The organism is Shinella sp. GW821-FHT11G07 (assembly GCF_058808115.1).
In genome coordinates, this window is the sequence record NZ_JBXARJ010000002.1 from 246890 (window position 1) to 268572 (window position 21683).

The 21683-nt window shown below is 61.8% G+C and carries 20 protein-coding genes; 14 read left to right on the forward strand and 6 right to left on the reverse strand.

All coding sequences use genetic code 11. The annotated features are described in order from the left end of the window. Positions 1-85 precede the first annotated feature (85 nt). The 9 genes from AC1RT2_RS04700 to AC1RT2_RS04740 all read left to right on the forward strand — a co-directional run bounded on the left by AC1RT2_RS04700 (position 86) and on the right by AC1RT2_RS04740 (position 11725). Positions 86-1321 carry an ABC transporter substrate-binding protein gene (locus tag AC1RT2_RS04700; RefSeq protein WP_493099894.1) on the forward strand — a complete coding sequence of 412 codons (1236 nt, stop codon included), beginning with the start codon at positions 86-88 and terminating at the stop codon, positions 1319-1321. A gap of 108 nt (positions 1322-1429) precedes the next feature. Next, positions 1430-2332 (forward strand): carbohydrate ABC transporter permease, encoded by a 903-nt coding sequence (locus tag AC1RT2_RS04705; protein ID WP_069058493.1) that lies wholly within the window; start codon positions 1430-1432, stop codon positions 2330-2332. Positions 2333-2435: 103 nt separating this feature from the next. After that, positions 2436-3263, forward strand: coding sequence for a carbohydrate ABC transporter permease (locus tag AC1RT2_RS04710; protein ID WP_493100382.1), 828 nt, complete (start codon positions 2436-2438; stop codon positions 3261-3263). A 3-nt stretch (positions 3264-3266) separates the two neighbouring features. Further along, positions 3267-4355: an ABC transporter ATP-binding protein gene (locus AC1RT2_RS04715; RefSeq protein ID WP_493099897.1), complete on the forward strand. Its 1089-nt coding sequence runs from the start codon at positions 3267-3269 to the stop codon at positions 4353-4355. Between the two features lie 149 nt (positions 4356-4504). Beyond that, the gene (locus AC1RT2_RS04720; protein WP_493099899.1) at positions 4505-6964 is read left to right on the forward strand and encodes a beta-mannosidase; all 2460 of its coding nucleotides are present in this window, start codon (positions 4505-4507) and stop codon (positions 6962-6964) included. Between the two features lie 15 nt (positions 6965-6979). Beyond that, the gene (locus AC1RT2_RS04725; protein ID WP_493099901.1) at positions 6980-7741 is read left to right on the forward strand and encodes a sugar phosphate isomerase/epimerase family protein; all 762 of its coding nucleotides are present in this window, start codon (positions 6980-6982) and stop codon (positions 7739-7741) included. Between the two features lie 12 nt (positions 7742-7753). Next, the gene (locus AC1RT2_RS04730; RefSeq protein ID WP_493099903.1) at positions 7754-8887 is read left to right on the forward strand and encodes a Gfo/Idh/MocA family protein; all 1134 of its coding nucleotides are present in this window, start codon (positions 7754-7756) and stop codon (positions 8885-8887) included. Between the two features lie 115 nt (positions 8888-9002). Continuing rightward, on the forward strand, positions 9003-10034 hold the full coding sequence (gene mgrA / locus AC1RT2_RS04735; protein ID WP_493099905.1) for an L-glyceraldehyde 3-phosphate reductase: 1032 nt from the start codon (positions 9003-9005) through the stop codon (positions 10032-10034). Positions 10035-10114: 80 nt separating this feature from the next. Next, positions 10115-11725 carry a glycoside hydrolase family 43 protein gene (locus tag AC1RT2_RS04740; RefSeq protein ID WP_493099907.1) on the forward strand — a complete coding sequence of 537 codons (1611 nt, stop codon included), beginning with the start codon at positions 10115-10117 and terminating at the stop codon, positions 11723-11725. On the opposite strand, the gene AC1RT2_RS04745 is transcribed toward AC1RT2_RS04740, so the two are convergent. Continuing rightward, entirely contained in the window at positions 11726-12931 is a 1206-nt protein-coding gene (locus AC1RT2_RS04745) for a GTP-binding protein (protein WP_493099909.1), read from the reverse strand. Between the two features lie 113 nt (positions 12932-13044). Next, on the reverse strand, positions 13045-14070 hold the full coding sequence (gene znuA / locus AC1RT2_RS04750) for a zinc ABC transporter substrate-binding protein ZnuA (RefSeq protein ID WP_493099911.1): 1026 nt from the start codon (positions 14068-14070) through the stop codon (positions 13045-13047). Between the two features lie 100 nt (positions 14071-14170). On the opposite strand from znuA, the gene AC1RT2_RS04755 reads away from it, so the two are divergent. The 3 genes from AC1RT2_RS04755 to AC1RT2_RS04765 are packed head-to-tail and all read left to right on the forward strand — an operon-like array spanning position 14171 to position 16321. Continuing rightward, entirely contained in the window at positions 14171-15106 is a 936-nt protein-coding gene (locus AC1RT2_RS04755; RefSeq protein ID WP_493100384.1) for an ATP-binding cassette domain-containing protein, read from the forward strand. Continuing rightward, the gene (locus tag AC1RT2_RS04760; protein WP_493099913.1) at positions 15099-15929 is read left to right on the forward strand and encodes a metal ABC transporter permease; all 831 of its coding nucleotides are present in this window, start codon (positions 15099-15101) and stop codon (positions 15927-15929) included. The genes AC1RT2_RS04755 and AC1RT2_RS04760 overlap by 8 nt, the downstream gene beginning before the upstream one ends. Further along, complete coding sequence (locus AC1RT2_RS04765) at positions 15926-16321, forward strand: Fur family transcriptional regulator (protein ID WP_069058504.1); 396 nt, start codon at positions 15926-15928, stop codon at positions 16319-16321. The genes AC1RT2_RS04760 and AC1RT2_RS04765 overlap by 4 nt, the downstream gene beginning before the upstream one ends. A gap of 6 nt (positions 16322-16327) precedes the next feature. On the opposite strand, the gene AC1RT2_RS04770 is transcribed toward AC1RT2_RS04765, so the two are convergent. Beyond that, positions 16328-18139 (reverse strand): caspase family protein, encoded by a 1812-nt coding sequence (locus tag AC1RT2_RS04770; protein WP_493099915.1) that lies wholly within the window; start codon positions 18137-18139, stop codon positions 16328-16330. 89 nt (positions 18140-18228) lie between these two features. After that, on the reverse strand, positions 18229-18759 hold the full coding sequence (locus AC1RT2_RS04775) for a gamma carbonic anhydrase family protein (protein ID WP_493099917.1): 531 nt from the start codon (positions 18757-18759) through the stop codon (positions 18229-18231). Positions 18760-18868: 109 nt separating this feature from the next. Between AC1RT2_RS04775 and dusA the strand changes: the two genes are divergently transcribed. Both dusA and AC1RT2_RS04785 read left to right on the forward strand, forming a co-directional pair. Continuing rightward, entirely contained in the window at positions 18869-19951 is a 1083-nt protein-coding gene (dusA, locus tag AC1RT2_RS04780) for a tRNA dihydrouridine(20/20a) synthase DusA (protein WP_493099919.1), read from the forward strand. Between the two features lie 210 nt (positions 19952-20161). Beyond that, positions 20162-20737: a J domain-containing protein gene (locus tag AC1RT2_RS04785; protein WP_150130021.1), complete on the forward strand. Its 576-nt coding sequence runs from the start codon at positions 20162-20164 to the stop codon at positions 20735-20737. Positions 20738-20743: 6 nt separating this feature from the next. Here the strand turns inward: AC1RT2_RS04785 and AC1RT2_RS04790 are convergent, their stop codons facing one another. After that, positions 20744-21442: a retropepsin-like aspartic protease family protein gene (locus tag AC1RT2_RS04790; protein ID WP_493099921.1), complete on the reverse strand. Its 699-nt coding sequence runs from the start codon at positions 21440-21442 to the stop codon at positions 20744-20746. Continuing rightward, positions 21439-21660 (reverse strand): DUF1289 domain-containing protein, encoded by a 222-nt coding sequence (locus AC1RT2_RS04795; RefSeq protein ID WP_493099923.1) that lies wholly within the window; start codon positions 21658-21660, stop codon positions 21439-21441. Before AC1RT2_RS04795 ends, AC1RT2_RS04790 begins: the two co-directional genes overlap by 4 nt. Positions 21661-21683: the final 23 nt, after the last annotated feature.

Below are 21683 nucleotides of genomic sequence, written 5' to 3' on the forward strand. Positions count from 1 at the left end.
CCGATATTTGTGCGCCGAGCCTGTTGCGCGATTAAATCGATTGGGTTAGCTTTTTACTGCAACGTTTCAGTGAGGGAGGAAACTCATGAAAATTCGCTCTATGGCTGCTATCTTGGCAGCGACAGTGGTTCTGCCGTTCGCCGCAGCCAATGCGACCGATCTGGAAGTAACCCATTGGTGGACGTCCGGCGGGGAGGCCGCGGCGGTCGCTGAACTGGCAAAGGCTTTCGACGCGACGGGCAACAAGTGGGTTGATGGCGCCATCGCCGGCTCTGGCGGTACGGCGCGGCCGATCATGGTCAGCCGCATCACCGGCGGCGATCCGATGGCCGCCACTCAGTTCAACCACGGCCGCCAGGCCGAGGAACTGGTCGAGGCCGGGCTGATGCGCGACCTGACAGATGTCGCGACGCGCGAAAACTGGAAGGGCATCATCAAGCCGGCAAGCCTGCTCGACGGCTGCACGATCGACGGCAAGATCTATTGCGCGCCGGTCAATATCCATTCCTGGCAGTGGTTGTGGCTCTCCAACGAAGCCTTTGAAAAGGCCGGCGTCGCCGTTCCGAAGAACTGGGACGAATTCGTCGCCGCAGCGCCGGCACTCGAAAAAGTCGGCATCGTTCCGCTCGCCGTCGGCGGTCAGCCGTGGCAGGCATCCGGTGCCTTCGACGTGCTGTTGCTGGCAATCGGCGGGAAGGACACCTTCTACAAGGTCTACAAGGACAAGGACGCCGACGTGGCTGCCGGTCCTGATATCGCCAAGATATTCAAGGCTGCCGAGGATGCCCGGCGCATGTCCAAGGGCACGAACGTGCAGGATTGGAATCAGGCGACCAACATGGTCATCACGGGCAAGGCCGGTGGCCAGATCATGGGCGACTGGGCACAGGGTGAATTCGCGCTCGCCGGCAAGGTTGCGGGCAAGGATTATACCTGCCTTCCGGGCCTTGGCGTGACCGACATGATTGCGACGGGTGGAGACGCCTTCTATTTCCCGATGCTTCAGGACGAGGAGAAGTCGAAGGCTCAGGAAGTGCTCGCCTCTACGCTGGTAAGTCCGGCAGCGCAGGTCGCTTTCAATCTGAAGAAGGGCTCGCTGCCGGTGCGTGGTGATGTCGATCTCGCCGCCGCCAACGACTGCATGAAAAAGGGTCTCGACATCCTCGCCAAGGGGAACGTGGTCGAATGGACGGACCAACTGCTTTCTGCCGACAGCCAGAAGCAGAAGGAGGATCTGTTCTCCGAATTCTTCGCCAACGCATCGATGACGGCGGAGGACGCCCAGAAGCGTTTTGCCGACATCATCGCCTCGGCGGACTGACCAGCGATATGAGATCGCGGCCGGCGGCGTCCTGCCGTCGGCCGGTTCCGGCGACTGCTTCACGTAGGCGTCGTCCCATCGCTGACCAAGACCAAGGAGGAGTGACCCATGACGGGCCAGGCACACACCGGTCGCCCCAGTAAATTGCTGCGCAATCTCAGTTCCAAGATTGCCTCCATTCCCATGATGCTCACCGCCGTCGTCATCTTTCTCGGCGGCACGGTCTGGACGGTCGTCTATTCGTTCACCAACTCGAAACTGCTGCCGCGGGCGAACTTCGTCGGCTTCGACCAGTACGAGCGCCTCTGGGATGCGCCGCGCTGGATCATGTCGATCCAGAACCTTGCGATCTACGGCGTCTTCACGCTCGTCTTCAGCCTGGTAGTCGGTTTCCTGCTGGCCGCGCTGATGGACCAGAAGATCCGTTTCGAAAACACCTTTCGCACGATCTTTCTCTATCCTTTCGCACTGTCCTTCATCGTTACCGGCCTCGTCTGGCAGTGGATTCTCAATCCGGAATTCGGCGTCCAGTCGGTGGTGCGCTCGCTCGGCTGGACGAGTTTCACCTTCGATCCGCTCTACAATGCCGACATCGTCATCTACGGCGTGCTGATTGCCGGGCTGTGGCAGGGCACCGGCCTCGTCATGTGCCTGCTGCTCGCGGGTCTGCGCGGCATCGACGAGGACATCTGGAAGGCGTCGCGCGTCGACGGCATCCCGATGTGGAAGACCTATCTTTTCATCGTCATCCCCATGATGCGGCCGGTCTTCATCACGACGCTCGTCATCATCGCGAGCGGCATCGTCAAGGTCTACGATCTCGTGGTGGCGCAGACCAGCGGCGGACCGGGCATCGCGTCCGAGGTGCCGGCAAAATACGTCTACGACTACATGTTCCAGGCGCAGAACCTGGGGCAGGGCTTTGCCGCCTCCACCATGATGCTCGTCACCGTCGCCATCATCATCGTGCCATGGGCCTATCTCGAGTTTGGAGGGCGCAAGCGTGTCTGACAGCATTACTCTCAAAGCCGGCCCCGCACTTGCCGCAGCCACCAAAGCCGGTGTCGAACCGCGCGGCGCAAAACCCCGTCGTGCGCTCTCCGGCCGCAACATCATGCTCTACGGCACGCTTACCGTGGCGGCGCTCTATTACCTGCTGCCGCTCTACGTCATGGTCGTCACGTCCATGAAGGGCATGCCGGAAATCCGCCTCGGCAACATTTTTTCGCCGCCGCTGGACGTGACCTTCGAGCCGTGGGTGAAAGCCTGGGCGCAGGCCTGCACGGGTCTCAATTGCGATGGTCTTTCGCGGGGCTTCTGGAATTCTGTGCGCATCACCGTGCCCTCGACGCTGATCTCGATCCTCGTCGCCTCGGTCAACGGCTATGCGCTGGCCAACTGGAAGTTCAAGGGTGCCGACCTGTTCTTCACCATCCTCATCGTCGGCGCCTTCATTCCCTATCAGGTGATGATCTACCCGATCGTCATCGTGCTGCGCGAAATGGGTATCTACGGCACGCTGACCGGCCTCGTCATCGTGCACACCATCTTCGGCATGCCGATCCTGACGCTGCTCTTCCGCAACTATTTCTCGTCGCTGCCGGAAGAGCTGTTCAAGGCGGCGCGCATCGATGGCGCCGGCTTCTGGCAGATCTATTTCCGCATCATGCTGCCCATGTCGCTGCCGATCTTCGTCGTCGCGATGATTTTGCAGATCACCGGCATCTGGAATGACTTCCTGTTCGGCGTCGTGTTCACGCGGCCGGAATATTACCCGATGACGGTGCAGCTCAACAACATCGTCAACTCCGTCCAGGGGGTGAAGGAATACAACGTCAACATGGCCGCGACCCTGCTCACCGGCGCGGTCCCGCTCATCGTCTATTTCGTGTCGGGACGCCTGTTCGTCCGCGGCATCGCCGCCGGCGCAGTCAAGGGTTAAGCCATGCAGAACTCCGTATCCATCAAGGACCTGTCTTTGAGTTTCGGCGCGGTCAACGTGCTGGAAAACCTCAATCTCGATATCGGCAATGGCGAGTTCCTCGTGCTGCTCGGCTCGTCCGGCTGCGGGAAGTCGACGCTGCTCAACTGCATCGCCGGCCTCTTGGAGCCGACCGGTGGGCAGATCTTCATCAAGGACAAGAACGTCACCTGGGAAGAGCCCAAGGATCGCGGCATCGGCATGGTGTTCCAGTCCTACGCGCTTTATCCGCAGATGACGGTGGAGAAGAACCTCTCCTTCGGCCTGCAGGTCGCCAAGATGCCGAAGCCGGAGATCGAGAAGCGCATCGCCCGCGCTGCCGAAATCTTGCAGATCGGCCCGCTTCTGAAGCGCAAGCCGTCGGAGCTTTCCGGCGGTCAGCGCCAGCGTGTGGCGATCGGCCGGGCGCTGGTGCGGGATGTGGATGTCTTCCTGTTTGACGAACCGCTCTCCAACCTCGATGCCAAATTGCGCTCGGAACTGCGTGTGGAAATCAAGCGGCTGCACCAGTCGCTGAAGAACACGATGATCTACGTGACCCACGACCAGATCGAAGCGCTGACGCTCGCCGACCGCATCGCCATCATGAAGAGCGGCGTCATCCAGCAGCTTGCCGATCCGAATACGATCTACAACGCGCCACGCAACATGTTCGTCGCCGGTTTCATCGGCTCGCCGTCGATGACTTTTTTGCGCGGCGAAATCTTGGAGAAGGACGGCAAGCCAGTCTTCCATACGAACGGCGTGGATTTTTCGCTCGACGGCTACAACGCTACCGAACTGCTCCAGGCCGGCCGCAAGGTTGTGCTGGGTGTTCGGCCGGAACATGTGAAAGTCAACGAGGATGGTGCCGGGTCGGAGATCCATCAGGCGACGGTCGACATCGAGGAACCGATGGGGGCCGACAACCTGCTTTGGCTGAAACACGCCGGCCATACCATGTCCGTTCGCGTTGCGGGCGCGCGGCGTTTCGCGCCGGGCACGGCGGTGCGGCTTTCTTTCAACATGGGGCTCGCCTCGCTGTTCGATGCGGGGACGGAGGAGCGGATCTAGAGGGCTTTTCCTCAGTCCGTTGGAACCTTCTCCCCGCAGGCGGAAGGACGGCCGTTCAGCTGAGACATCGCTATTCCCTCCCCCTGCTTGCGGGGAGAGGACCAGGGTGAGGGGCAAATGCCCCAAGCGCGAAGTTCAGAGATAACACTATGACCAAAACATCAGACATCACCGCCATAGACCTTTCCGGTATCTGGATCGTCACAAGCACTGACGCGGAAAAGACCGCTCCCATGCGTGTTCCCGGCGACGTGCACAGCGCGTTGCTTGCTGCCGGCCTCATCCCTGATCCCTATACCGGCCGCAATGAGCGGAATGTGCAATGGGTCGCCGAGAAGGACTGGACGATCGAGCGCACCTTCACGGTGACGCCAGAAATGCTGGAGGGCGACTGGTATCTCGATATCGGCAGCGTCGACACCGTCGCCTCCGTCTATGTCAACGGCGTGCTTGTGCTCGACACGGACAATTGCTTCCGCCGCTATCGACCCGATGTCACAGATGCTCTGAAGGCTGGTGAGAACACGCTGAGGGTGCTGATCCATTCGAGTATCGCCGCCGGTGCCGCGCGCCAGGCGGACCAGCCGTTCTTCATTCCCTGGTCCACGGGCAATTCGCCGATCCCGAACGGCAACATGCTGCGCAAGCCGCAATGCCATTTCGGCTGGGACTGGAACATTGCCATCGCGCCGCTGGGCATCTACGGCGAGATCGTGCTGCGCAAGCTTGAGGCCGCGCGCGTCGAGTATGTCACGACCCGGCAGTTTCATTACGCGAATGGTGCCGTCGATCTCTATGTCACTGTCACCTTCCATGCCGCGGGGCCGGGCATCCTGCCGGTGCATTTCGCGCTCGGCGAAGAGCGGGTGCGGCTCGATATTGGCGTCAGTGCCGGCGAGACGCAGCTGACGCACATGTTCCGCATCGAGGAGCCGGCGTTGTGGTGGCCGGCGGGGCATGGCGAGCAGGCGATCTATGTCGTGCGCGTGGAGACACCGACCGAGACCATCGTGCGCCGCGTCGGGCTCCGGCAAGTCGAGCTGGTGACGGACAAGGACGAGGCCGGAAGCCGTTTCGCGCTGAAGGTCAACGGCCGGGAAATCTTCTGCCGCGGCGCCAACTGGATCCCCGCTGACGCATTGCCGTCCCGCATTAATCCCGCCGTCGTGCGCGACCTGCTGCAATCGGCTGCCGACGCCAACATGAACATGCTCCGCGTCTGGGGCGGTGGTTTCTACGAGCCGGACTGGTTCTACGATCTTTGCGACGAACTCGGCCTGATGGTCTGGCAGGACTTCATGTTCGCCTGCAACCTTTATCCCTCGACCGTCGATTTCCTCGATAATGTCGCCGCCGAGGTGGATTACCAGGTCAAGCGTCTCGCCTCGCATCCCTCCATCGTGCTGTGGTGCGGCGACAACGAGCTTGTCGGCGCTTTGACGTGGTTCGAGGCGAGCCGCGAGAACCGCGACCGCTATCTTGTCTCCTACGACCGCCTCAACCGCACTATCGAAGTGGCGATGAAGAGGGCGGCGCCGGGCGCGATCTGGTGGCCGTCGAGCCCGGCCTCCGGCTATCTCGACTTCGGCGATGCGTGGCATGCCGACGGCTCCGGTGACATGCATTACTGGTCCGTCTGGCACGAGAACAAGTCGTTCGACAATTACCGGACCGTGCGCCCGCGCTTCTGCTCGGAATTCGGCTTCCAGTCCTACACGTCCATGCCGGTCATGAAGACCTTCGCGGATCCGAAGGACATGAACATCGCGTCGCCCGTGATGGAGAGCCACCAGAAGAATGCCGGCGGCAACGAGCGCATCGCGGGCACGATGTTCCGCTACTTCCGTTTCCCGAAGGATTTCGCGAGCTTCGTTTATCTCAGCCAGATCCAGCAGGGCCTCGCCATCCGCACCGCCGTCGAATACTGGCGCTCGCTGAAGCCCCATTGCATGGGCACGCTCTACTGGCAGCTCAACGACACCTGGCCGGTCGCCTCCTGGTCAAGCCTCGACTACGGCGGCAGCTGGAAGGCCATGCACTATATGGTGCGCCGCTTCTTCCAGCCCGTGGCCGTTGCCGCGATCCCGTCGAAGGACGGCGAGACCATCGGCTTCTCCGTCGTCAACGACACGGCCGAAGCCGTGAAGGTAAAGCTCGAAACCTGGCTCATCTCGCTCGCCGGCGAGCGCCGACCCTATCGCAGCGCGGAAGGGTGGTGCGGGCCGGACAAGGCCGAAATGCTGTTCTCCGTCTTTGCCGCTGAGCTGCCGGAAGACACGCTGCTCCTCTGGTCCTTCGAGGCCTCGAACGGCATGACGGGCGAGGGGCATCATGTCTCCGGCACCTACAAGGCACTCGATCTCGAAGCCTCCGGCCTGACGCTCGACGTAGCGCCGCGTGAGGATGGCCGCTTTGCCGTTACCGCCTCGGCAAGCAGCCTTGCGCTGCATGTCATGCTGGAGGCCGATGTCGCCGGCCGCTGGTCCGACAATGCCTTCGACCTCACCGCCGGAAAGCGAAAGACCGTGATCTTCACACCTGCCGAAAGTGGTGCGGTACCCCAATTCCATTGGCTCGATCTTCATTCCTGCCAGACTTCCCAAGACTGATACGAGGAGACTTCCATGCAGACCGTCAGCTTCCAGCTTTACAGCGCCCGCAACTTCCAGCCCTTCGCCGAAATCTTTCGCATCCTCGCTGATGCCGGCTACAAGCAGGTTGAAGGTTACGGCGCGCTCTACGCCGCGCTCGACGATGCCGCCATCCAGCAGGTGAAGGCCGATCTCGATCGCAACGGCCTCACCATGCCGACCGCCCATTTCGGCCTCGACATGCTGGAGGCCGAGCCGGAGCGCGTGCTGGAGATTTGCCGCACGCTCGGCATCGAGGCGGTTTACTGCCCTTATCTGTTGCCGGAGCACCGCCCGACGGATGCCGCGGGCTGGCATGCCTTCGGTGAACGCCTGCAGGAGGCCGGCGAGCCGCTCCGCAAGGTAGGCCTTACCTTTGGATGGCACAACCATGATTTCGAGTTCTTCACGCTCGAGGACGGTTCCGTGCCGCAGGATCACATCTTTGCCGGCGGGCCGGATCTCACCTGGGAAGCGGATATCGCCTGGATCATCCGTGGCGGGGCCGATCCCTTTGCCTGGATCGAAAAACACGGCAACCGCATCACCGCCGTGCACGTCAAGGACATCGCACCGAAGGGTGAGAGTGCCGACGAGGACGGCTGGGCGGATGTCGGCCACGGCACCGTCGCCTGGGGCGATCTCGCCAGGGCGCTCGCCGGCACGCCGGTCAAACACTTCATCGTCGAGCATGACAATCCCAAGGACATTACCCGTCTTGCCACCCGTTCGATTAAAACCATCAAGGCATTCTGAGGACTGATCATCATGAGCAAGGAACACGGAGTCGGCATCATCGGCTGCGGCAACATTTCGGGCGCTTATTTCAAGCTGATCCCGATGTTCAGGAACCTGAAGCTTGTCGCCTGCGCCGATATCAACCTCGCGGCCTCCAAGGCGCGCTCGGAAGAGTTTGGCGTTGAGGCGCAGGAAATCGACGCGCTGCTCGCCAATCCTGCGGTCGACGTCATCGTCAACCTGACGGTGCCGGAGGCGCATTATCCCGTCTCGAAGGCTGCGCTGGAGGCGGGTAAACACGTCTATTCGGAAAAGCCCTTCGTTCTCTCGATCGAACAGGGCGAGGATCTGCGCCGCATCGCCGACGCCAGGGGCCTCAAGGTCGGTTCGGCGCCGGACACTTATCTCGGTGGCTCGCACCAGTTCGCGCGCCACATCATCGACAGCGGACAGGTCGGCAAGATCATGTCGGGCACGGCGCATGTGCTGAGCCCCGGCATGGAAAGCTGGCACCCGAACCCGGACTTCTTCTTCGCCCCGGGCGGCGGGCCGATCCTCGATCTCGGTCCCTATTACGTCAACAACCTCGTCAACCTCGTCGGCCCCGTGAAGCGCGTCGTCGCACTCGCCAACAGGGCGCGCGAGGAGCGCATCATCGGCAATGGTCCGCGTCTTGGCGAAAAAGTGCCGGTGATCGTGGCGACGAACATCCATGCGATCCTCGAATTCGAGAGCGGCGCGCAGATCGCGCTGATGGCAAGCTGGGATGTCTGGGCACACCGCCACCAGAACATGGAACTCTACGGCACCGATGGCGCCGTGTTCGTGCCGGATCCGAATTTCTTCGGGGGCAAGGTTGAAGTTGCCGGCAATGACCGCGAGCCCAGGGAAGTGGAGGTCTGGGATCACCCGCTGACCGCCAAAAACTACGAATTCGATTGGGGCACCCAGGCCAACTACCGCGGCATCGGCCTCGCCGACATGATGGATGCCGTGGCGACCGGTCGCGCCTATCGCTGCTCGCTCGATCGTTCGCTGCATACGATCGACGTCCTGACGGCAATTCTGCGCTCGGCGGAAGAGGGGCGGGCGATTGACATCGTGACGACCTGCACCCAGCCCGAAGCGCTCGGCATCGAGGAGGCGCGGGCGCTGCTGCGCTAAGCATGCCGCTTTGCGAAAATGCGAACAAGCCGCCGGCAAAGGACGGATGTCCCTTGCCGGCTGGCGCGAGAGGGCTGTACGAAACAGTCCTCGATTCAAGCAAAGGAATTTGACCATGGCCTGGCAGCCGGCGGAAAACCGCTACGACACGATGATCTACAACCGCGTAGGACGCTCCGGCCTGAAGCTGCCCGCGATCTCGCTCGGGCTGTGGCACAATTTCGGCGATGACACACCGCATGACCGCAAGGTCGACATGTGCCGCACCGCCTTCGACCTCGGCATCACGCATTTCGACCTCGCCAACAACTATGGCCCGCCGGCTGGCTCGGCGGAAACTGCCTTCGGCGAGATCCTCCGTACCGATTTTGCACATCTGCGCGACGAGCTGATCATCTCCTCCAAGGCTGGCTACGACATGTGGCCGGGTCCCTATGGTGAGTGGGGCAGCCGCAAGTACCTCATCGCCTCGTGCGATCAGAGCCTGAAGCGCATGGGTCTCGACTATGTCGACATCTTCTATTCGCACCGCTTCGATCCGGAGACGCCGCTGGAGGAAACCTGCGGCGCGCTCGACCATATCGTGCGCTCCGGCCGCGCGCTCTATGTCGGCATCTCCTCCTACAATTCGCAGCGTACCCGCGAGGCCGCGGCGATCCTGAAGGACCTCGGCACGCCCTGCATCATCCACCAGCCGAGCTATTCCATGCTCAACCGCTGGATCGAAGAGGATGGTCTCGTCGATACGCTCGACGACCTTGGCATCGGCTCCATCGTCTTCACGCCGCTGGCACAGGGCCTGCTGACGGCGAAATATCTTGGCGGCATCCCGAGCGACAGCCGCGCGGCGCTGAACCACTTTCTGAAGTCGGAATCCCTCCGCCCTGAAATCCTTGACAATATCCGCAAGCTTAACGGGATCGCCGAGACGCGCGGCCAGACGCTGGCGCAGATGGCGATCGCCTGGGTGCTGCGCGGCGGGCGCATCACCTCCGCGCTGATCGGCGCCAGCCGTTCAGCGCAGATCGTCGATTGCGTCAAGGCGCTCGGCAATCTCGACTTTTCGGCCGCCGAACTGGCCGAGATCGAGACTCTTTCGAACGGTGCGGACGTCAATCTCTGGAAGAGCTCCGCCGAGATCGACTGATATTTTCGGGCCGCCCGGCAAAACCGGGCGGCCCTTTTTCAATTGTGATCTGACGTACGTGCATCATTTGGGGGGAAACGATGATCCGCAACCCGATCTTGCCGGGCTTCAACCCGGACCCCTCGATCTGTCGTGTGGGGGAGGACTATTACATCGCGACCTCGACCTTCGAATGGTATCCAGGCGTGCAGATCCATCATTCCCGCGATCTGGTGAACTGGACGCTGGTCAAGCGGCCGCTGGAGCGCAAAAGCCAGCTCGATATGCGCGGCAATCCCGATAGCTGCGGCGTCTGGGCGCCATGCCTTTCCTATGCCGACGGGCTGTTCTGGCTCGTTTTTACCGACGTCAAGCGCTTCGATGGCAACTTCAAGGATGCGCACAATTACATCGTCACGGCCTCCGAAGCGGGTGGTGAATGGTCCGATCCGGTTTACGTCAACTCCTCCGGTTTCGACCCGTCACTGTTCCATGACGAGGATGGGCGAAAGTGGTTTCTCAACATGCAATGGAACCACCGGCCGGAAAATCACAGCGGCGCGGCGCACGACGCGTTTGACGGCATCCTGCTTCAGGAATGGGACCCGACCACGAGGCGTCTTGTCGGCCCGGTGAAGAATATCTTTGCCGGTAGCCGGCAGGGGCTGGTGGAGGGACCACATCTCTTCCGCCGCAATGGCTGGTACTATCTGACGACGGCGGAAGGCGGCACGGGGTACGATCACGTCGTGACCATGGCGCGCTCGAAGACGATCGACGGGCCGTACGACATGCATCCAGACGTCCATCTCATCACGGCCAAGGACCATCCGCAGGCGCCGCTCCAGCGGGCAGGGCACGGGCAGTATGTCGAGACGCCCGACGGCCAAGCCTATCATACACATCTCTGCGGGCGTCCGTTGCCGCCGCAGCGCCGCTGCACGCTTGGCCGCGAGACGGCGCTGCAGAAATGCGTGTGGCGTGACGATGGCTGGCTCTATCTGGAACACGGTTCGCCGGTGCCGGAAATCGAGGTGCCGGCACCGCACGGCGCTGTGGCCATCGCGAAGCCGGACAGCGTTTCCTATGATTTTTCGGAGCGGGACTTGCCTGCGGATTTCCAGTGGTTGCGCACGCCAGAACCGGAGCGGATCTTCTCGCTCTCCGCCCGACCCAGCCATCTGCGGCTCTTCGGGCGTGAAAGCATCGGCAGCTGGTTCGAACAGGCACTGGTGGCGCGCCGCCAGGAGCATCACGATTTTCGCGCCGAAACGGTGATCGAGGCGATGCCGGAAGTCTACCAGCAGGTTGCCGGGCTGACGCACTACTACAACCGCTACAAGTTCCACGCCCTCGGTTTGACGATGCACGAGACGCTCGGCCGTGTGCTGACGATCCTGTCCTGCCCCGGCGACTATCCGGGTGGCAGCCTGACCTTTCCCGTCGGGAGCGGCGTGGCGGTTGGCGACGGCGCTCTGGAACTGGCGGCGGAAGTGCGCGGCAACGACCTTCAGTTCTTCTGGCGTCCGGCCGGAGCGGAGGCGTGGGCGGCGATCGGCCCGGTGCTCGATGCCGGTGTCGTTTCCGATGAGGGCGGGAGAGGGGAGCATGGCTCTTTCACCGGCGCCTTCATCGGATTGTTCGCCTTCGATATCACCGGGCGGGCGATGCCCGCGGATTTCGAGCGGTTCAGCTACAAAACGCTGTCCTGATCAGCTTGCCTCGCGGATCCACAGCGGGAAGGGGTCCGGCAGGTTTGCCCAGCGCGTCGGCTCGAAGGCGTCGGCATCGACGAGACAGGCGTCGAGCCGGCGGCGGATATCGGCTTCATCCATAGGGTCCGCTCCGATGAAGACGAGTTCCTGCCGCCGGTCACCCCAGACGGGATCGGAATAGCGGGCGATGGCGTCGAGCGCCGCCTTGTCCTGCGGCCAGTGCTGGCGTGGCACGGAGGCCCACCAGAGGCCAAGCCGGCCGCTCCTGACAAGGGCGCCCGCCTGGCTCATCTCGCCGACATGGTGGGGGCGAGTGGCCAACCAGAAAAAGCCCTTGGCGCGGATGACACCCGGCCAGCTCTCATCGAAGAAGGCCTTGAGGCGGACGGGGTGGAAGGGCTTTTGCGCCCGGTACACGAAGGAGCGGATGCCGTATTCCTCCGTCTCCGGCACATGGTCCTTGAAACCGTAAAGCTCCTTGAACCACAGCGGGTGTTCGCTCGCCTTCTCGAAATCGAAACGGCCGGTGCCGAGGATGTCGGTAAGTGCGACGCGGCCGAAGTCGGTCTCGATGATCTGCGCCGAGGCATTGAGGCTGCCGACGATCTGGCGCGCAGCGATGAGGTTTTCGAGCGGCGTCATGCCCGTCTTGTTCAGCACGACCACGTCGGCGAACTCGATCTGCTCGACCAGCAGTTCCACCAGCGTGCGCGTATCGCCTTCACCGGCCGTCGTGCCGCGCTCGGCCAGAAAATCCTGAGAGCCATAGTCTTTCAGGAGATTGGCGGCGTCCACAACCGTCACCATCGTATCGAGCCGGGCAACGTCCGACAGGCTCCAGCCGGCCTCGTCGCGGAAGTCGAAGGTCGTGGCGACGGGAAGCGGTTCAGAAATACCGCTCGATTCGATCAGCAGGTAGTCGAAGCGGTTCATTTCCGCGAGACGGCGCACCTCCGCGAGCAGGTCGTCGCGCAACGTGCAACAGATGCAGCCGTTCGTCATCTCGACGAGCTGTTCGTCCGTGCGCGACAGGTCCGCGCCGCCATCGCGAATGAGGGCGGCATCAATGTTGACCTCGCTCATGTCGTTGACGATGACGGCGACGCGCAGGCCGCTGCGGTTGTTCAAGACGTGATTGAGCAGCGTCGTCTTGCCGGCGCCGAGGAACCCGGAAAGCACGGTGACGGGGAGGCGGTTGTCCATGCGAAGTGCCTTTTAATGTTATACTATTACATTTGCTGCGCTGAAAAAGGCGGGATGGTCCCGCCTCGTTCTTCGCGATGTCGTTCGGCCTCAGGCCGGGACGTTGTCGCGGCTCAGCTTGGCTGGCCAAGGCAATCGCGCAGCGACGTGGCGATGCTCTTCATCAGGGTGAAATAGAGGTCCGGGCCGGGCTCCAGCGTGGCGGCTTCCGGGTCGAGCGTACCGGATTTGGCCGCAGTGCCTTCGATCACCACATTCACCAGCTTTGGTTCGAACTGCGGTTCGGCGAAGACGCAGGTTGCGCCCAGCGTCTTCACCTTGTCGCGGATCTGCGTCAGGCGCTCGGCACCGGGCAGGGTCTCCGGGCTGACGGTGATGGAGCCGGCAGCATGCACGCCGTAGTGATGCTCGAAATACTGGTAGGCGTCGTGGAAGACGATGAAGGGCTTTTCCTTCACCGGTGCGATGGTGTCGGCGACTTCCTTGTCGAGAGCGGTAATCTTGTCGTTCAGTGCGGCGAGGTTCTTGTTGTAGGTTTCCGCATTGGCCGGATCCTTTTCCGAGAGCACCTTCGCGGCCTCCGCGGCGATGGCGCGCGCATTGTCCGGGCTCAGCCAGAGATGCATGTCGAATTCGCCGTGCTCGTGGCCCTCATGGCCGGCTTCGCCAGCATGTTCGTGGCCTTCCTCGGCTTCCTTGGCGTGATCGTGACCGTCCTCGCCGTGGGAGTGGCCTTCGTGGGCGTCTTCGCCCTCGTGGCTATGTGCCTCGAACGGGCCACCTTCGCGGAACTGCAGTTTTTCGAGGCCGGGTGCGTCTTCGAGTTCGACGACGGTTGCCTTGCCACCCAGCGATTCCAGCGGTTTTTCCAGGAACGCTTCCAGCCCGTGGCCGACCCAGAAGACGACGTCCGCATCCTGCAGGGCTGCGGCATTCGACGGCTTGAGGGAATAGGTGTGCGGCGAGGCGGCACCTTCGACGATCAGGCCGGGTTCACCGACACCCTGCATGATCGCCGACACGAGCGAGTGGATCGGCTTGATCGATACCACCACATTCGGGGTTTCGGCCCGCGCGGCAGAGGCGCCGGCGGCAAGGAGGGCGGTGGAGAGGAGGAGGGCGCGTACAGCCTTTTGCATCAAAAACTCCGTCTTGAATGTGAATGTAATGTTATTACATCAATTGCGTTATGCTATAACGTGTGCCATATCCGGTGGCAACAGGCTTTTTGGAAAAATGATGCTGCAAACCCCGACCAAGACCGTTCAGCCGCTCGTCTCGCTTGCGGGCGTCGGCGTGCGCCGACAGAGCCGCTGGCTCGTGCGTGGCGTGGAGTTTTCGATCGCGCCCGGCGAGATCGTCACGCTGATCGGCCCGAACGGCTCAGGCAAGTCGACGACTGCAAAGGCGGCGATCGGCGTGCTGAAGGCGGATGAGGGCAGGGTGGAGCGTAAGGCCGGACTGAAGGTCGGTTACGTGCCGCAGAAACTCGCCGTCGACTGGACCATGCCGCTCACCGTCGACCGACTGATGACGCTGACCTCGCCGCTCAAGGGTGCGGAGATCGACGCGGCATTGGAGGCGACGGGCATCCGCCATCTCGCGCGTGCCGAGGTGCAGCATCTTTCCGGCGGTGAATTCCAGCGCGCGCTTCTCGCCCGCGCGGTTGCTCGCAAGCCAGACCTGCTGGTGCTCGACGAGCCGGTGCAGGGCGTCGATTTTTCCGGCGAGATCGCGCTCTACGATCTCATCAAGACCATACGCAACACGACGGGCTGCGGCATCCTGCTGATCTCGCACGATCTGCATGTCGTGATGGCCGAGACGGATACAGTGATCTGCCTCAACGGCCATGTCTGTTGCCGCGGCACGCCGGAAATCGTCAGCCAGAGCCCGGAATATCTCAAGCTTTTTGGCGCACGGGCTGGCCAGACGCTCGCTTTCTACAACCACAATCACGACCACACGCACCTGCCGGATGGCCGTGTGCAGCATTCCGACGGCTCGATCACCGACGATTGCCGGCCGGATGACGGCCATCACGTCGAAATCCTGCCGACCGGCGGAAAGGCCGGACCGATGCGCATCGTGCATACGCACGGGCCGAACTGCGGCTGCGGCCATGATCATAGCCCGGCGCCGACCGACAGCAGAGGGGCGCGGCGCGATGCTTGACGATTTCTTCATGCGCGCGCTCGTCGCCGGCGTGGGGCTCGCCATCACCGCCGGCCCGCTCGGCTGCTTCGTCGTGTGGCGGCGCATGGCCTATTTCGGCGATACGATGGCCCATTCCGCGCTGCTTGGCGTGGCGCTATCGCTTCTGATGGATTTCAACCTGCTGATCAGCGTCTTCATCGTCGCGGCCGCCATTTCCATGCTGCTCCTGCTGCTGCAGAAGCGCGGCACGCTGTCCACCGATGCGCTGCTCGGCATTCTCTCGCATGCCACACTGGCGATCGGCCTCGTCATGGTGTCGTTCATGACCTGGGTGCGCATCGACCTGGTCGGCTTTCTGTTCGGCGATATTCTCGCGGTCTCGCGTGCCGATGTCGATCTCGTCTGGGGCGGCGGCATTCTCGTCACCTTCGCCATCGTCTGGATGTGGCGCCCGCTCATCGCCTCCACCGTCAACCCGGAACTGGCGGAGGCTGAGGGCCTGCAGCCGGAAAGGGCGCGGCTTGCCTTCATGCTGCTGATGGCGCTGGTCATTGCCATCGCCATGAAGATCGTCGGCATCCTATTGATCACCTCTCTGCTGATCATCCCGGCCGCGACGGCGCGGCGCTTTTCCACCAGCCCGGAAATCATGGCGGTGCTCGCCTCGGTCATCGGGGCGCTCGCCGTCGTCGGCGGGCTCTTCGGTTCCTTGAAATTCGACACCCCCTCCGGTCCCTCGATCGTCGTCGCAGCGCTTGGCCTGTTCGTTCTGAGCCTGCTGACGAAACAGAGAACGGGCGGAGTGGATCATTCGGCGGCAAGCCAGGGAGGTCAGGCATGACCACGCAATCATTGACGCGCAACCAGGGCCTCGTCTTCGACGTGCTGACGCATTCCGGCAGCCCGCTCAGCGCCTATTCCATTCTCGACAAGCTGCGCGACGACGGTTTTCGCGCGCCTTTGCAGGTCTATCGGGCGCTCGACAAGCTGCTGGAATTCGGCCTCGTGCACCGGCTCGAAAGCATCAATGCCTTCGTCGCCTGTGCGCATCCGGATGAGGGCTGTCACGCCCATGGCCTCACGGCCTTCACGATCTGCGAGACCTGCGGCCAGGTGACGGAGTTTCACGATCACATGATCGAAGACCGCCTTAAAGGCTTTGCCAAGGATCGTAACTTCAAGACCGGCAAGACGACGATCGAGATCCGCGGCACCTGCGCGGGGTGCGCGTAAAAGCGATCAACTGGCTCCAAAAATCGCTTCAAGGGCACGAAGTGTATCGGTGTCGAATTCTCCGTCGATCGCGCCCTCGTAAACACCCGCGCTCCTGAGGCGTTGCTGAAGGTTTTTACGGAACTCCAGTGAAAAGTTGTCGGATTTTGTCTGAAGTTCGGCAAGGGTGGACGCGTCGCCCATTCTCAGTGCAGCCTCGAAATAGCGCGCGGCTTCCTGCATATCGCGCACGACGCCCTTCCCGTTGTAGTAGTTCATACCGATATTTCGTATCGCGCGAGAATCGCCCCCTTCGGCCGCTTTTACATACCAAGTGAGCGCACTGTTGTTGTCTACCGGGACGCCATGGCCCAAAAGGTAGAGGCTACCCATAAAATTCATAGCCGGATGATGGCCTCCCAGCGCGGCTTCTTCAATCCAGCTCTTTGCCTGGTCATAATCTTGGGGGACGCTTCGACCGTAATAGTAGTGGTAACCGATGTTGCGCATGGCCTCGACGCTGCCGCCCTCGGCAGCTTTTCGATACAATTCCATGGCTTTGGTCAAATCTCGCGAAACGCCTTTGCTGTTGTCATAGAGATTGCCGATGTCCCGCGTGGCCTCTGTGCTCCCTTCGCGAGCGGCTTTCTGATATTCCGTCATCGCTTCCGCATACTGGCCAGCCTTGTTCAAGGCGCGGGCATATTGATAGCGAAGTCTCGTTTCCGAGGGAAATACGCTCAAGGCGGTTCTACAAGCCGAAACCGCGCTGGGCGCTACAATGTCCTCGAAATCCACTCCCTTTACCGTTGTCAGTTTCATTTTGTCGTAGGGATCCGCCGCCAGTCGATCGCACTGCGTTTCTGTCGCATTCCTGTCTGCTGTTTTTGAAAGTATCGAGACGTCGTTCGCTACTGCTGGCTTTTCCAAGGCCGCGATTTCCTGCTTGGCGAGGGTTGCAAAGGCGCATGTGCCAAATATTTTGATATGCTCTTCCAGCAAGCTCTTGTCTCGACGTGGTTTGATTTCGTTCCAGTGCGTTGACGCGTCTCGGCAAAGATCGACCGCACCACCCGGTACGATGCTTTCGCCGAGTATTATCGTTTCAAACAGGGAGCCTGTTTTAAAGGGACGCTGCCTTCCGCCCGTTTCGACGTAAACATCCTTGGCAACGGCTCTAAGTGCAGCCTCTATTTCAATCCCCGGTGCGACAAGGTGGCGCACCAGCGCAGTGGCATAGGGGCTGGTCGCTCCAGTGCCGTCGAGTGCCACCTCACCGGGGGCGGTGGCATAGCCGATCAGTGTATTGCTCTCGGTGCTTTCGACGCGCGCCATGCCTTTCGATCCCCCACCCCTCGTCAAGGGGCGCTTCATCTTGGAAAGGAATGGGTTGTCGCGACAGGCATCCAATAAGACCAGCTTGAATTTCTTTGTGCCGGAAAGAGTATCAAGAAGCTTCTTGAGGGCTATGGCTTCGTATTCGAGGTCGACGTCCGAAGCGAGTGAGGCATCGACTGGTATGAGGAAATTTTCGCCGTTCATTTCTATGCCGTGACCAGAGTAGTAAATAAGTCCGATATCGGCATTGGACGCGATTTGCGCAAAGTCGGAAAGCGCTCGCGACATGGTGGCCCGCCCTGCATTTTCGACCACCGTAACATTGAAACCCACGTCATCGAGGACGGTCTTGATGGCAACGACGTCACTGAGAGGATTGCGCAGCACGGATGCGGTGTCAGAGTAGGCGGCGTTCCCTATGAGGAGGGCGACTTTTACCTCTGCCCGCGCCGGCTGAAAAAGCAGTGTTGCAACAACAAAGAGGATAGTGCGCAAAAGCATGTCTTTCGATCCCCGATTCCTGCGTCAAAGAAGCTGCTAAATTCCGCAATATGACGCTACAACCTCAACGGGCGAAGTTGGTTGATTATTCAGCCGATCAGCTTCAGCCCCTTCCGGAAGCGCTGCCAGTTGCGGACATAGCTGTCGGCCGAATGTTTCAGGCCTTCGATGGCTGCGGCGTCCAGCGTGCGGGCCACCTTGGCGGGGGAGCCGACGATCAGCGAATTGTCCGGAAAGACCTTGCCTTCCGTCACCAGCGCATTGGCGCCGACGAGGCAGTTGTTGCCGATTACCGCGCCATTCAACACGGTTGCGCCCATGCCGATAAGGGAGTTGTTGCCGATGGTGCAGCCATGGATGATGGCGCCGTGGCCGATCGTGCAATCTTCGCCGATGACGACCGGCTTTGCAGGGTCCGTGTGCACGACGACACCTTCCTGGATATTCGTGCGCGCGCCGATGATGATCGGTTCGTTGTCGCCGCGCAGCGTTGCACCGAACCAGATGCCGACATCCTCGCCGAGGATTACCTTGCCGATGACGTTCGCATCCGGTGCCACCCAGTAGCGATCCGCGGCGGGCAGCGTGGGCGTCCGGTCGTCAAGGGAATAGAGCGGCATGGGGTCCTCCGGCGGTTTGATTCCTCGGCGCCACTCTAGCATCGGCCCGCCGGGTCGCGAAAAGGCCGAAGGGTGGTTTTTCTGCCGTGCATGGAGTATGAGGCCGATCATGACGAATACAGGCACATTCTATCAGCAGGCCGTGCGCTCGGGGACGAAGATTTTCGCCACCGCCCCCATGATCGACTGGTCAGACAGGGCGTACCGCTTCTTCGCGCGGCAGATGACGAAGAACGCGCTGCTCTTCACGGAAATGATCGTTGCCGATGCCATCCTGCGCGGCAACCGGGAGCGGCTGCTCGATTTCGATGCGGCGGAACATCCCGTTGCCCTTCAGCTTGGCGGCAATGATCCGCAGAAGCTCGCGGAGGCGGCGCGGATCGGCGAGGGGTTTGGCTATGCCGAAATCAACCTCAATGTCGGCTGTCCGTCGGACCGCGTGCAATCCGGTACGTTCGGCGCCTGCCTGATGCGCGAGCCGCAGCTTGTGGCGGATTGCGTGGCGGTGATGAAGGCGGCGGTTGCCATTCCCGTGACCGTCAAATGCCGCATCGGCGTCGATGACCAAGATCCCGAAGTGGCTTTGCGCGACCTCGTCGCGCGCATCAAGGCTGCCGGTACGGATGCTGTCTGGGTTCATGCGCGCAAGGCCTGGCTACAGGGCCTGTCGCCGAAGGAAAACCGTGATATCCCGCCGCTCGATTACGGATTGGTGCGTCGGCTGAAGGCGGAAAATCCGAATCTTTTCATCGGTCTGAACGGCGGGCTTCACACATTGAGTCAGGCCGTCGAGGAAATCGATGGTCTCGATGGCGCCATGCTCGGGCGGGCGGCCTATCAGGATAGCGGTGTCCTGACCGGGGTGGACGATTGTTTTCCGCATCCGCTTTCGCAGGAGGCCTGGCTTTCTTCCGGGACGGCTGTTCCCCCGCAGGACCTTTCCGTGGACTACTGGGAAACCGTTCGGGATGCGATGATGGAGTATGCCGCCGGCGTTGTGGCACGCGGCGGACGGGTGGCGCATGTGACGCGTCACATGGTCGGTCTGTTCCAGGGCTTTCCGGGCGTGCGGCGCTACCGCCAGATTCTGTCGACGGATGCGACGAAGCCTGGCGCAGGGCCGGAGGTGATCGAGGCGGCCTTTGCGGCGGTACTTTCCGTCCGGGCGCAAGCGGGCGCGGCGGCGGAATAACGGTTTCTGTGCATCGCCGTGCGGCGACCACAATTTCGTCCTCTCGGAGTTGGAAACTTCGCCTGCTTCGCCCTTGATGGCAGGGCGCCACGGGACTAGGTGTGAACGCGACATGGCAATACCGACAACAGTGCGCAGCGGTTTTGCTTGCCGAGAATTGCGTAAAGAAGACAAAGACGGACAGGTGGCCGCGTGATCGATCCCTACGCCATGCTTGGAATAGAGCGCGATGCCGACGACAACGCGGTGAAGGCTGCCTATCGCAAGGCCGCGAAGGGCATGCACCCCGATTCGGGCGGCGATGCGGACCAGTTCGCCCGCCTTCAGACCTGCTACGATCTTCTGCGCGACCCCATTCGCCGCAAGGTCTTTGACGATACCGGCTTCGATCCGCAGCTTGCCGATCCGCGCGACCTCAAGGGCCTGATGCTTTTGGAGCCGCTCGTCAACGATGTCATTCTCGACGAGCGCGAGCCTGGCAGCTTCGATCCGCTGGCGGCGATGCGCCGAAAACTTTCCGACGACATCGTCAAAAGCCGCTTCCACATCCTCGAACTGGAGCGCCACCGCAACCGCGTGCGCCAGCACATCGACCGCCTGGGCCGCAAGGCCGGCACCGACTTTCTGGGATCCATGCTGCGCGCCCGTTCGCAGTCGATTGCAGAGGCGATCCGCAATGCGGAGGGCCAGATCGCGGTCATCGAGCAGGCCTATGCCATGCTGGAGGGCTATTCCTACGAGCTTGCCGCGGCCGTGGAAGTGATCAAGGGCGAGGCGGCGGAGTAGGGAGGATCAATCCCTCAGCCGCAACTCATCCCGCGTGATCTCGATCGAGCCGAGCGTTTCCAGGAAACTCATGCCGAGCAGGCTCTGGTCGAGGCGTCCCTCTTCAGTGACCATACCGCGGATGGCGCCGCGCAGGATGGGACCGATCACGACTTCCCTGAGCGTTACGGGGGCTGCGCGTGCACGGCCGTTGGCGGTGGAGACGTCGATGGAGAAGACCAGGTTGTCCGGGTTGATACCGAGACGCATGGCGTCTTCGTAGGAGAGCACGACGGAGCTCGCGCCGGTATCGACCAGCATGCGCAATGGCGTGCCGTCGATCGTCACATCGGCTTCGAAATGGCCGGAGATACCCTTGTTGATTACCAGGATCTGTTCGCCGCTAGGGCTGGTCGTCACGACGGCACGGCCGGGAATGAGGCCGGCGGTCAGGCGATTGCCGAAATCCTGCAGGTCGAAACGATAGAGATAACCGGTGACCAGCACCAGGATGAGCAGCAGCCAGATGCCGGCCTGGCGCACGCTCTCGCCGAACTGCCGCCGGCCGGCGAGCACACCGGCTGCCATCATCGTGGCGATGGCCGAGAGCGTGACGAGGCGACCAAAGTCGTTGTTGTCCATGCCCATCGTGCGCCCGCCGTCATGGTTCAGGATCAGCAAGGCAAGGCCAACGGCGAGGATGCCGAGAAGAATATAAAGCCTCATGCCTCGCCGCGCTCCCGCGCCATGCGCGTGCGGCGGGTTTCGCGCCGCGGCTTGCGTTCAACGGTGTCAAGGCGGGCCGGCAGATCGGCCATGATCGCGCGGCGCTGGTCGGACGTGTAAAGCGTCCAGGCGCCGATTTCGTCGCGGGTGCGACCGCAGCCGAAACAGTAGCCGGTCACCATGTCGATCGAACAGACGAGAATGCAGGGCGATTCCATCGCGGCTCCAGCGGACTTTTCCC